The following is a 10,814-nucleotide window of genomic DNA, read 5'->3' on the forward strand; positions in this document are numbered from 1 at the left end:
GATTAACTATTCTCTAACAGTTATTATTATCTAACAGTCATTATTATCTAACAGTCATTATTCGCTAACGGTAACGCGTTCAATGATCACATCTTCACGTGGTACATCTTGGTGCATACCGCTGCGGCCAGTGGAAACGCCTTTGATTTTGTCAACCACATCCATGCCTTCAACCACTTCGGCGAATACGCAATAACCCCATCCGTCAGGACGTTCTGAACGGAAGTTCAGGAAATCGTTATCAACAACGTTGATGAAAAACTGAGCAGTTGCAGAGTGCGGATCATTGGTACGCGCCATTGCAAGGGTACCACGGCTGTTTTTTACGCCATTGTTTGCTTCGTTCTTGATAGGATCTTTTGTTACTTTCTGCTTCATACCTGGTTCAAAGCCACCGCCTTGAATCATAAAGCCATTGATCACACGATGAAAAATTGTGTTGTCATAAAAGCCTTCAGAGCAGTAATTTAAGAAGTTCTCAACAGTTACCGGCGCTTTATCCGCGAAAGTATTGATCACGATATCGCCAAAGTTGGTGTGGAAAGTCACCATAATAAAAATCCTAATAATAGTTTTGATTGACCCTGTATTCTAGGGGGTTCGGAACAACCGCAGTTATATCATATATGAGATTTTGAGTCAGTACTCTGAAATCACATCAGAATAAGGTGATTTGCGGCACTTGCAAAGCTTTGCATATCAAGGTGAAATACTTTGCCTGGCTTCTCTATATTCTGGTTTATTTATATCGCTGATAAAGAGGCCTATAATCAGCGAATTCATTCTATTTTATACACGTACATCTTTAATACACGTACATCAATTTTTACGGAAAACCCCCTGATGCTAAAAATTTTCAATACTCTCAGCCGCCAAAAAGAAGAATTTAAGCCGATTCATGAAGGGAAAGTGGGCATGTACGTGTGTGGCATTACCATTTATGATTTGTGTCATATTGGTCATGGCAGAACGTTTGTTGCATTTGATGTCATTGCCCGTTATCTGCGTTATATGGGATACGATCTCACCTATGTCCGTAACGTCACTGACGTGGATGATAAAATCATCAAACGTGCAATTGAAAATAATGAAAGCTGTGACGATTTGACCACACGCATGCTGGCAGAAATGCACAGCGATTTTGACGCGCTGAATATTCTACGCCCGGATTTAGAGCCTCGTGCCACGCAACATATCGCAGAGATTATTGAAATCGCGTCAGAGCTGATTCAACGTGGACACGCTTATGTTGCGGCTAATGGCGATGTGATGTTCTCCATTGATACCAATCCTGATTACGGCTTGCTTTCCCGCCAGGATCTGGGACAATTACAAGCTGGAGCGCGTGTTGAAGTCGCAGATGTAAAACGTAATCCAATGGATTTTGTGTTGTGGAAAATGTCCAAGCCGGGTGAGCCTAGCTGGGAATCTCCGTGGGGAGCGGGTCGTCCGGGTTGGCATATTGAATGTTCTGCCATGAACGGCAAAACTCTTGGTCACCATTTTGATATTCACGGCGGCGGTTCTGATTTGATGTTCCCGCACCATGAAAACGAAATCGCACAATCCACCTGTGCTCATGACGGCCCTTACGTTAATTACTGGATGCACTCTGGCATGGTCATGGTGGATAAAGAGAAGATGTCCAAATCTTTGAACAACTTCTTTACTATCCGCGATGTGCTGGGATATTACGACGCTGAAACTGTGCGTTATTTCTTGCTGTCTGGTCATTATCGTAGCCAATTGAACTACACAGAAGAAAACCTGAAACAGGCTCGTACTTCCCTTGAGCGTTTGTATACTGCTCTGCGCGGTACAGATAAAACCGCTCAACCGGCTGGTGGAGAAGCATTTGAAGCTCGTTTTACTGAAGCGATGAATGATGATTTTAATACACCAGAAGCGTATTCAGTCCTGTTTGATATGGTTCGTGAGCTCAACCGCCTGAAGGCAGAAGACGTTGCAGCGGCAAATGGTCTGGCGGCTGAATTGCGTAAGCTGGCGGGAATTCTTGGTCTTTTGGAACAAGATCCTGAACACTTCTTGCAGGGCGGCGCGCAAGCGGACGATGACGTAGCTAAAATCGAAGCACTCATCAAACAACGTAACGATGCCCGTAAGAACAAAGCGTGGGCATTGGCAGATGCGGCGCGTGATCAGTTGAATGAAATGGGCATTGAGCTGGAAGATGGTCCACAGGGAACAACCTGGCGTCGTAAGTAATCGATTTTTGATTGATTGAACGTTGTTATATCTCAGAACCGCCCTTGATATGGGCGGTTCAATTTTTTTGAATTTACGTCTTTACAGCAATATTTTTATTTGCAATACATGAGCGGAATAAAAACGTCAGATTTATCGATGAGTATTCAGATACTCAGGATAGAAAGCATTTCCAGTGTGATACGTGGTTTTTCCAGAAACGGAGTTCCGTTTCATGGCAACAAAAGAAGCATTATTTAGATGTTCTGGTACTTGATGTGTGCTATCACTGGAAGCAAGATTAAGAAGAGAAATTGTCACCCTACGTTTAGAGTTACTTAATTTATAAGACATACCCAACAACCTTCTTGCAGCTCGATTACTTAACATAATTAACCCCGTTTCAGTTGTACGTAAGCTTCCCAGTATAGCAACTTATTAGAAAATCAAAACATTGTTGGTATGATTGTTTATCAAGATATCGTCAGCATCACATATTTTGTGGATAAAACCAGATAAATCTATTGCCAGTAACATCAATACCATAATGCTTATTTTTGAGCGAATCCTGTTTCTTCCAGATAGCAACAGCAAGGCCTTATATTATTAATATTATATTTATTTAACAGCTCCTTAATATTGTTAAATAGTTTTTGAAGTTTTACACTGTGATTCTCCCAATAATAGTATTTCTCTTGTATTTATTCTTAGCCTGATATTTTCAGGATCTTTTCTTGGTATTCTTTTGATTTTTTCTAATATATTAATTTGTAAATCAGGATGATAAAAAAATCATTGCCGTTTATAGCATGAAAAAAAGCACCTGAAATGTATAAATTCAGGTGCTTTTTTCGAAAAAATATTAGTGGTAATCTTTACCCACTAAGTTACTCTTCAACGCGAACAGATTCACCATTAAAGGTTACAACTTTACCCGCAGTAATTTTGCAGCGCTTGCGCGTCTCAAGTTGACTATCAACCTGAACCAAACCTTCTGCAATCATGGCCTTTGCTGCTGCACCACTTTCGCACCACCCTTGTAATTTCAGCAGGTCGCATAATTCGACATAAGGGTGATTATCTAAATAAAAAATTTCCATCAGTATCCTTCAGTTGTACCTACATCATGGTATTCCTCGCAAGCCTGCAAGGTATTTTGAATCAATGTTGCAACAGTCATTGGGCCAACACCGCCCGGAACAGGGGAGATCCAGCTAGCGCGTTCCGATGCGTTATCGAAATCTACATCACCAATGACTTTGCCATTTTCCAGCCGATTAATACCAACATCAATCACAATCGCGTCTGGTTTAATCCATTCACCGGGAATAAAATTCGGTTTACCGACAGCCACGACCAGTAAATCTGCTTGTTCAACATGCTGGCGTAAATTTTTGGTAAAGCGATGAGTGACCGTCGTTGTACAGCCAGCCAATAGCAACTCAAGGCTCATTGGGCGCCCAACGATATTAGAAGCGCCGATAATAACGGCATTTAGGCCATACGTATTGATATTGCAGCGCTCGAGCAGCGTAACAATCCCACGGGGGGTACAAGGGCGCAGCTTCGGCGCTCGTTGGCACAGACGGCCAATATTATAGGGATGGAAACCATCAACATCCTTATCGGGATGAATACGTTCCAGTACTTTGACATTATCAATGCCGGCAGGTAAAGGAAGTTGAACCAAAATACCGTCGATTTCAGTATCGGTGTTCAGGTTATCGATCAGGGAGAGTAATTCGGCTTCGCTGGTGGTATCAGGCAGGTCATAAGAGCGGGACATAAAGCCGACTTCTTCACAGGCCCGGCGCTTGCTTGCGACATAAATCTGAGATGCAGGGTTTTCTCCAACTAAAACGACGGCAAGACCCGGCGCTCGTTTTCCGGCAGCTACACGCTGTTTAACTCTTTCTGCAACTTCACTTCTGATTGTCTGCGCAATCGTTTTCCCATCAATAATTTTTGCTGACATGTATTTAAGATTCCATCATCAAGTATAGGAATAGGGGCTATTTTGTCAGAACATAAACCGTCTGTCAGTTTTATTAATAGTCATAAAATGAACATACGAACGAAAAGGGCATTGACTCAGGCCATTATGCCCGTATAATCCGGTGCTGCATCAACGCATTAATGATGTTTCTTATTTACATATCGCACAAAATGCGCCCTTAGCTCAGCTGGATAGAGCAACGGCCTTCTAAGCCGTAGGTCACAGGTTCGAATCCTGTAGGGCGTACCATTTAAAATCAATGAGTTATCAATATTTTTTTAAATGCTGTAAGAAATGCAGGTGTTCTAATGGGTGTCTTAAGAATTTTTATCTCTAACCCACTTTTCATAAACTTCTTCGGGCCAGCCCAAAAAAATCCCGCTTTCCGTCTTTGATGGTTTTGGGAATTCGTTTCTCTTTGCCCACATCCGCCACAAAGTAGGATGGCTCTTTCCTACCAATTTGCACATTTCTTTAAGACTAATGTATCTCGTTGCCATTATTTACTATTTCCTTTTTGATAATTGCTTGCCAAAGCCAACCTGACCACTTTTTCAGTGGCTATTTTCCCATCTATCACCCAAAAATGGTGTATTCCAGCTCAGTGCTGAGGAATGCCATTTGAATTTTTTGATCTTCCGTTGTAGGGCACCGTATCAAGTACCCGTTCATCACATCAGTATGGAAATTTCTTCCAGTGTCCACCTGCAGTATTGGTAATCTATGCATTATTTAAATGCAATTTTATAATTGTCATATAATATTACATCTTCTATATTCTCTTCTTGTACGTAATCGTTCTGAATTTAGATTGAAACATTCCCCAGCGCAGGCGTTGTAATTAAGTTTTAATGTTTATTGAAATTTATAGATTTTATTTATATTCGTTTATTGTGTGGCTATTTTTATTACTGACCGTGTTTTCTTGTCTGCTTTAATCAGAGGAATGATATCAATTAAATGCATATATCGTCCTCTCCGTTTATAGAGCGCATAACCGTAATCGACAATCGGTTCTAAATTATAGCAAGGAACAGGCTCTGTATGTTTTGGGCTGACCCGATACGTCGTTAATATATGATGCTTAAATTCATCTTTATTTTTTATGCCCATGCCATGATTCTGGGTTTTGCCCTGATGATATTGGTCTGCCAAAAAGGTGATATGTGTTGTTCCTGTATGCAGGCTGTTTTTTTGTGCGATATTGGCAACAATGCCATTAATGGTGATAGCATTTTTTGGTTTTGTTGCCGGTTTCTTGATGATGGCAGAAATGAAGGTACGCATAAATCCTCTCGCTGACTATGGTAGTGATTATTCCTATCACTTTGATGTGGCTAACATTATCACTTAAATTCCATCAAATCCATACCTAAAGTGATATAAATCAAGTTTTTTTAATTATCTTATTGATATCAAATAATTTTAATTTGATATTATCTGAATGATTTTAGAACTTGAGGGTGATAATAATTTCAATGAAATTAAAGATACTGCATTAAAAACAGTATCTTGTCGCAAATAGAGGCAGGGTTTGGCGGTGTTTCTAGTAGGGATGGGAATGTTATCGTTTTCGCTTCATGTTACGAAATAAATAAACAATCACACCGACGATTTCCATGTCGGGAGAGAGGGTTATCAAGGGGATACGTGAGTCATCAACAGATAAAAAGCTGACAGCTCCCCCTTGTTTATAACGATAAACGGAATAGTGCTCTCCGATGCGTGCATAGACTAAATCATCATTGGCGATATCTTCCTGTATATCCACCACGATCACCGTCCCTTCCGGCGCTTCAGCGCAGCCGGTATTTTGGGTGATGCGATAAGCCCGGCAGGATTCAAACAAGGTTTGCTGTTCAGAAAAGGCCGGCACCATGAAGAACTCCGGGGTTTCTTGTGCTGCTTCATAAATTTTTACCGGTGCATAACGGTTGTCATGCCTGACAGTAAAATCAGTATCACCGGACTGAGATTTATGACCACTGCCATCACTAAGCCATTCCGGACGCACATCAAGCGCCTTGGCCAAATCAACGAGTCGGCCTGTTTTGACGGCGTTCCCGGAAAGTAATTTCCATATCATGGATTGTGCCATGCCGGCTTTTTTTGCCAGAGCAGATTGGGTCAGCCCCTTATCTGCCATGGCTTCTTTTAATCTATCAGCAAGCGTCATAAGTGCCTCATGAGTGGTTCCCGCATTTATGTGAAATACAGGGGATAAGCCCAAGAACCGCTGTCTTGGAACATTTTTGCTTATTCTATCTCTAAAGTGATACCTTTACAAATACTCCAATAGTGATTTATATTGATTGTTAGTGATATTGTTATTACCGTGGTGTTGGAGAAAGGAACTAATGAAAAACAGTGTGATAAAAAAAGTGATAGATATCGCAGGCAGCCAGGCCAAGCTGGCTCAGGTTCTGGGGTGTGCGCAATCGCTTATCAGTGCGTGGTTGTACGGAAAAAAACGGGTTTCAGTATCACGGGTCCCCGATATTGTGGTTTTTTCAAACGGTGCGGTTCAGGCTCATGAATTGCGTCCTGATCTGCCTACCGTTTTCCCGCCCCCTGAAAAAAAATCTCAATAAATTCTAGACAGGGATTAATTATGCGGGGTGTTTTGAACATGGGGATGTTGTTTAACATACGGTAACAGGGAGAAACGGCATGAGTATGAGTCTGATGGCGCAGGCAATGGCTATCCGGGTGGGTAATTCCCTGAGAAAACTGGTGCTTATTAAGCTGGCCGACAATGCAAATGATAAAGGGGAGTGCTGGCCCTCATATCAGCATATTGCAGATCACTGTGAATGCAGCAAAAGCGCAGTGCGAAGCCACATTGATGCCCTGATTAAGATGGGTTTGCTTACCAAGGAAAACCGGCTCGGTAATCACAACGGGAAAGGGAATGCCTCGAATGTCTATTACCTGAATTTATCCGCTGGCCCTGTGTCACCAAAAAGCACACCCCCTGTGCCACCTGTTGGCAGCCCTGTGTCATTTGCTGGCACCCCTGTGCCGTCTGGTGACATCCCTCCTATGCCGTCAGATGGCACCAGAACCAGTCACTCTTTTGAACCAGTCAATGAATCAATCAAAGAACCTATAAACCCCAAAGGGGCTGAGCAGGAAAAACAGGAAAGAAAGACAAAAAAACCAGCATTCGATCCCCTGACGGCCAAACCTGAAAACGTCAGTGCTGAAACATGGGCGGACTGGGTGAAGTTCAGGCAGGAAATCAGGAAACCCCTGACAGAAACCAGTTGCCGACAGCAGGCCAAGCAATTGGCAGCATGTGCCAACCCTGACGAAGTGATTTGCACCTCCATTGCCAACAGTTGGCAAGGGTTATTTCCTGACAAAACGAGATCCGTGCGACAGCCCCAAGTCAACACCCATACCGGATTTGAGCACAAGCGTTATGAATCACATGGCGCGAACTGGACAAAAAATCTTTAAGGAGCAGCAGACGTGATGGAAACAACCGATCTGGGCATATTGAAAATCGTTCCCCGCTTTGCGCAGGCCAGCTTTGCTACCTACCAGCCGCAGAACCGAATGGCAGAAAACAACCTGAAAACCTGTCAGGGCTACGTCCAGACGTGGGAAGAACGCAAGCGGGCAGGGGAAGGCATGATCCTGTGCGGACGTCAGGGCACGGGCAAAACCCACCTTGCCGTGTCCATCTGCCGTGAAATTGCCACAGGCGGTGATGAAGCGGTTTTTATCACCACCGCGTCACGCATTATCCGGGCGTTTCGTCGTTCATGGAATAGCGAAGGGGAGATGAGTGAATTTGATACCTTGAAATTTTACAGCGAGCTGAATTTGCTGGTGATTGACGAAATTGGCGTGCAGTACGGTACAGAGTCTGAACGCAATATTTTGTTTGAGGTGCTGAATAATCGCTACGAAGACCTGTTGCCCACCGTCCTGATCAGTAATTTACCCGTGACTGAGTTGGCGCAGTTTTTGGGGGATCGGACGCTGGACAGAGTGCTTCAGGGTGGCACGGTATTGGCCTTTGACTGGGAAAGCTACCGGAGGGTAATCGCATGAACGTATATGATTTGGAAATGGCCGTCATCAGTGGCTTGTTATCAGGTGGGGCGACACCGGATGCCTACGACGTATTGGCGATTTTACCGGATGAGGCGTTCAGCTCCGTTCATCTGCGCCGGGTGTACGGGGAAATCAAAAAGCAGGTCCTGAGCAGTGCCATTATCGATCCCTTTTTCATTGCGGATGCAATGGGCGAAGAACGCGGTATTCTGGCTAACTTGCTGGAACTGGCCAAGACCCCGGTCTGGCAGGCAAACCTAAAAGGCTATGCGGAAAAGGTCATGAGTTATTGGCGTGTACGTCAGGTCACTGACCTGATTAATCGTTACCAGAAAGAGATTCAGGCCTGCGGCAATCACACGCAAGCTGAAGAACTGATTGAGGCTTTTGCGTCCCAGTTTAATGGATTATCCCGGAGTGACAGTAGGTTACAGCCTATTGTCATCGGCACATTGCTGGATAGATATGTTGAAACACTGGAAGCGCGTAATCAGGGCAAGACAGGCATGATCCTGACGGGCATTGAGCCGCTGGACGAACTGACAGGCGGATTTAACCCGACTGACCTGATTTTACTGGGTGGACGTCCGGGCATGGGAAAAACAGAACTGGCCCTGTGCATGATTGACGGCATGACCCGAAATGGTGGCGGTGCTTTGTTGTTTTCCATGGAAATGGCAGCGCAACAAATTGCTGAACGCATGGTAGCAGGTTCGGCTGCAATGCCCGTGTCTAAACTCAGAAACTGTGAACTGTATGATGAAGACTGGGGGCGTATTGGCAATGCACTGGGTTCGCTCATCGATCGGGATATTTATGTGCTGGATGCCAGTGATTTGAGTATCGAACAAATTTGCGCCATCAGTGAAACCCATAAGCGTCGCCACCCGAACTTAAAGGGCATTTTCGTAGACTATCTTGGGTTGATTAGAAAACCCCGGGCTGACCGTCACGACTTAGCTGTGGCAGAAATATCGAAGGCACTGAAAGGATTGGCGAAACGACTGCATATCCCGGTCACGGCCTTGAGCCAGTTATCAAGGGAAGTGGATAAGCGCCCCTTGCATCAGCGTCGTCCGGTGGCGGCAGACTTACGTGATTCCGGTTCTCTGGAGCAGGATGCGGATCGCATCATTTTTACTTACCGGGATGGGGTGTATAACCCATTCAGCTCCGCCAGCCAGTACGCGGAAATTATTCTGGAGAAGAACAGTCACGGGCAAACCGGCACGATTTATCAGGCATTCAGGCACGGACATTATCTGCCGACCGATCAGATATCGGCGGCCGAAGTTTGCCGGATGCCGCGACAAACCAAACAAAAAGAACGCCGCTATGCCGACAGGGCACTTTAATCACAGGGGAGTGTGCGAATGCGTGATATTCAATTAGTCATGGAACGCTGGGGGGCATGGGCGGCGGATAATCGCGATGGGGTTTACTGGTCCTCTATTGCAGCGGGCTTCAAAGGATTAATCCCGAACCGAGTGAAATCCCGCGTGCAATGTTGTGATGATGATGCCATGGTTATCGCCAGTTGCATGGCAAAACTGAATCAGACGCATCGCGATGCGCATGACTTGCTCTTTGATTATTACGTGTTCGGTAAAACATTTATGCAATTGGCTCATGATCACCACTGTTCTGATACGCACATCGGGAAGCGATTACAAAAGGCCGAAGGTGTTATTGAAGGGATGTTAATGATGCTGGATATCTCACTGGAAATGGATAAAGACATCCTGTTAGCGCAATACCCATTATGTGGCTTGTGAAAATAACTCTTTACGATCGTAAAAACGGTGCTATTGTGATAAACGTGATGACAAAGTCACCAGGCTTATTAATACCAGACAGCTTAAACCTTGCCCTATGCAAGGTTTTTTTACGCCTGAAATAAACGTAAGACTTGCTGTTGTCATTGGTCAGAGTTACATGTGTGTTCATGCCGAATAACTGACCAAAGGTTTAAATTATCATGCTAAAACATGAAGATATGACAACAGCCGCCGCCTGCGTTTTAGAAACCGTATCCGTGTATGACTGGGCCTCTGTTTCAGACATTTCTGCCCTGACGGGGCTATCAGCGCCCCGTTGCCAATTACTGTTAACTCAATTTTGTCTGGCTGGTCTGATGGAAAGCCGGGACAACGACTAATACCGCTCGCTTAAGCAAACTGAGATATAGCCAAATCATATTAATATGACATAATACCTAACCCCTAGACGACAAGGCATAACACGAGATGGGCTACAGCTTAGATTTTCGAAAGCGGGTACTGGCATACAAAGACAAGCATTCGTTGACTTTCGAACAAACGAGTGCCCATTTTGAAATCTCCATGCGCACCTTGTTTCGGTGGTGTAATAAGATAGAACCTTGCATGACCCGCGATAAACCCGCCACGAAAATCCCTGATGCGGTGCTCATTGCGGATGTCCAAAACTTTCCCGATGACTATCAATGGGAAAGAGCAAAACGTTTAGGTGTCTCACAATCGGCTATTCATTACGCCTTGAAACGGCTTCGGATCACCCATAAAAAAAA

At 44.3% G+C, this 10,814-nt stretch carries 15 protein-coding genes and 1 tRNA gene; 9 read left to right on the plus strand and 7 right to left on the minus strand.

All coding sequences use genetic code 11. The features are described from left to right. Positions 1-57 precede the first annotated feature (57 nt). On the minus strand, positions 58-552 hold the full coding sequence (ppiB, locus tag Xenpb_RS01805; RefSeq protein WP_099114867.1) for a peptidylprolyl isomerase B: 495 nt from the start codon (positions 550-552) through the stop codon (positions 58-60). 291 nt (positions 553-843) lie between these two features. On the opposite strand from ppiB, the gene cysS reads away from it, so the two are divergent. Then, complete coding sequence (cysS, locus tag Xenpb_RS01810) at positions 844-2,226, plus strand: cysteine--tRNA ligase (protein WP_187652812.1); 1,383 nt, start codon at positions 844-846, stop codon at positions 2,224-2,226. A gap of 132 nt (positions 2,227-2,358) precedes the next feature. Here cysS and sra read toward each other — a convergent pair whose 3' ends face one another. The 3 genes from sra to folD form a co-directional block, all read right to left on the minus strand. After that, positions 2,359-2,595, minus strand: a complete 237-nt coding sequence (gene sra, locus Xenpb_RS01815; protein ID WP_187652813.1) for a stationary-phase-induced ribosome-associated protein — start codon at positions 2,593-2,595, stop codon at positions 2,359-2,361. Positions 2,596-3,092: 497 nt separating this feature from the next. Next, a complete protein-coding gene (ybcJ, locus tag Xenpb_RS01820; protein WP_187652814.1) occupies positions 3,093-3,305 on the minus strand; it encodes a ribosome-associated protein YbcJ in 213 nt (70 codons plus the stop codon). Further along, complete coding sequence (gene folD, locus Xenpb_RS01825) at positions 3,305-4,180, minus strand: bifunctional methylenetetrahydrofolate dehydrogenase/methenyltetrahydrofolate cyclohydrolase FolD (RefSeq protein WP_187652815.1); 876 nt, start codon at positions 4,178-4,180, stop codon at positions 3,305-3,307. The genes ybcJ and folD overlap by 1 nt, the downstream gene beginning before the upstream one ends. A 193-nt stretch (positions 4,181-4,373) precedes the next feature. On the opposite strand from folD, the gene Xenpb_RS01830 reads away from it, so the two are divergent. Continuing rightward, positions 4,374-4,450 (plus strand) — tRNA-Arg (locus Xenpb_RS01830). 68 nt (positions 4,451-4,518) lie between these two features. Here Xenpb_RS01830 and Xenpb_RS19840 read toward each other — a convergent pair. From Xenpb_RS19840 to Xenpb_RS01840, 3 genes are all read right to left on the minus strand, one after another. After that, the gene (locus tag Xenpb_RS19840) at positions 4,519-4,701 is read right to left on the minus strand and encodes an AlpA family transcriptional regulator (protein WP_255522993.1); all 183 of its coding nucleotides are present in this window, start codon (positions 4,699-4,701) and stop codon (positions 4,519-4,521) included. Positions 4,702-5,089: 388 nt separating this feature from the next. Continuing rightward, complete coding sequence (locus Xenpb_RS01835) at positions 5,090-5,488, minus strand: hypothetical protein (protein WP_187652816.1); 399 nt, start codon at positions 5,486-5,488, stop codon at positions 5,090-5,092. Positions 5,489-5,765: 277 nt separating this feature from the next. After that, complete coding sequence (locus Xenpb_RS01840) at positions 5,766-6,377, minus strand: helix-turn-helix domain-containing protein (protein WP_187652817.1); 612 nt, start codon at positions 6,375-6,377, stop codon at positions 5,766-5,768. 181 nt (positions 6,378-6,558) lie between these two features. Here Xenpb_RS01840 and Xenpb_RS01845 point away from each other — a divergent pair, with 181 nt between their 5' ends. From Xenpb_RS01845 to Xenpb_RS01875, 7 genes are all read left to right on the plus strand, one after another. After that, a complete protein-coding gene (locus Xenpb_RS01845; protein WP_187652818.1) occupies positions 6,559-6,792 on the plus strand; it encodes a YdaS family helix-turn-helix protein in 234 nt (77 codons plus the stop codon). 79 nt (positions 6,793-6,871) lie between these two features. Continuing rightward, complete coding sequence (locus Xenpb_RS01850) at positions 6,872-7,663, plus strand: helix-turn-helix domain-containing protein (RefSeq protein ID WP_187652819.1); 792 nt, start codon at positions 6,872-6,874, stop codon at positions 7,661-7,663. 15 nt (positions 7,664-7,678) lie between these two features. Next, positions 7,679-8,263, plus strand: a complete 585-nt coding sequence (locus Xenpb_RS01855; protein ID WP_187652850.1) for an ATP-binding protein — start codon at positions 7,679-7,681, stop codon at positions 8,261-8,263. Continuing rightward, the gene (locus tag Xenpb_RS01860) at positions 8,260-9,621 is read left to right on the plus strand and encodes a replicative DNA helicase (RefSeq protein ID WP_187652820.1); all 1,362 of its coding nucleotides are present in this window, start codon (positions 8,260-8,262) and stop codon (positions 9,619-9,621) included. The genes Xenpb_RS01855 and Xenpb_RS01860 overlap by 4 nt, the downstream gene beginning before the upstream one ends. An 18-nt stretch (positions 9,622-9,639) precedes the next feature. After that, positions 9,640-10,041 carry an antiterminator Q family protein gene (locus tag Xenpb_RS01865; RefSeq protein ID WP_187652821.1) on the plus strand — a complete coding sequence of 134 codons (402 nt, stop codon included), beginning with the start codon at positions 9,640-9,642 and terminating at the stop codon, positions 10,039-10,041. Positions 10,042-10,244: 203 nt separating this feature from the next. Next, positions 10,245-10,424, plus strand: a complete 180-nt coding sequence (locus Xenpb_RS01870) for a helix-turn-helix domain-containing protein (RefSeq protein WP_187652822.1) — start codon at positions 10,245-10,247, stop codon at positions 10,422-10,424. A gap of 88 nt (positions 10,425-10,512) precedes the next feature. Beyond that, a partial coding sequence (locus Xenpb_RS01875) for an IS630 transposase-related protein (protein WP_187652823.1) occupies positions 10,513-10,814 on the plus strand: 302 nt, incomplete at its 3' end.

The organism is Xenorhabdus sp. PB62.4 (genome assembly GCF_014467285.1).
Taxonomy (GTDB): Bacteria; Pseudomonadota; Gammaproteobacteria; order Enterobacterales; family Enterobacteriaceae; genus Xenorhabdus.

Excerpts from the sequence above, each read along its gene's own strand:
- sra (WP_187652813.1), bottom strand. The coding sequence starts at position 2,595 with ATGTTAAGTAATCGAGCTGCAAGAAGGTTGTTGGGTATGTCTTATAAA.
- Xenpb_RS01835 (WP_187652816.1), bottom strand. The coding sequence starts at position 5,488 with ATGCGTACCTTCATTTCTGCCATCATCAAGAAACCGGCAACAAAACCA.
- Xenpb_RS01860 (WP_187652820.1), top strand. The coding sequence starts at position 8,260 with ATGAACGTATATGATTTGGAAATGGCCGTCATCAGTGGCTTGTTATCA.
- cysS (WP_187652812.1), top strand. The coding sequence starts at position 844 with ATGCTAAAAATTTTCAATACTCTCAGCCGCCAAAAAGAAGAATTTAAG.
- Xenpb_RS19840 (WP_255522993.1), bottom strand. The coding sequence starts at position 4,701 with ATGGCAACGAGATACATTAGTCTTAAAGAAATGTGCAAATTGGTAGGA.
- Xenpb_RS01845 (WP_187652818.1), top strand. The coding sequence starts at position 6,559 with ATGAAAAACAGTGTGATAAAAAAAGTGATAGATATCGCAGGCAGCCAG.
- Xenpb_RS01855 (WP_187652850.1), top strand. The coding sequence starts at position 7,679 with ATGGAAACAACCGATCTGGGCATATTGAAAATCGTTCCCCGCTTTGCG.
- Xenpb_RS01865 (WP_187652821.1), top strand. The coding sequence starts at position 9,640 with ATGCGTGATATTCAATTAGTCATGGAACGCTGGGGGGCATGGGCGGCG.
- ybcJ (WP_187652814.1), bottom strand. The coding sequence starts at position 3,305 with ATGGAAATTTTTTATTTAGATAATCACCCTTATGTCGAATTATGCGAC.
- ppiB (WP_099114867.1), bottom strand. The coding sequence starts at position 552 with ATGGTGACTTTCCACACCAACTTTGGCGATATCGTGATCAATACTTTC.
- folD (WP_187652815.1), bottom strand. The coding sequence starts at position 4,180 with ATGTCAGCAAAAATTATTGATGGGAAAACGATTGCGCAGACAATCAGA.
- Xenpb_RS01870 (WP_187652822.1), top strand. The coding sequence starts at position 10,245 with ATGCTAAAACATGAAGATATGACAACAGCCGCCGCCTGCGTTTTAGAA.
- Xenpb_RS01840 (WP_187652817.1), bottom strand. The coding sequence starts at position 6,377 with ATGACGCTTGCTGATAGATTAAAAGAAGCCATGGCAGATAAGGGGCTG.
- Xenpb_RS01850 (WP_187652819.1), top strand. The coding sequence starts at position 6,872 with ATGAGTATGAGTCTGATGGCGCAGGCAATGGCTATCCGGGTGGGTAAT.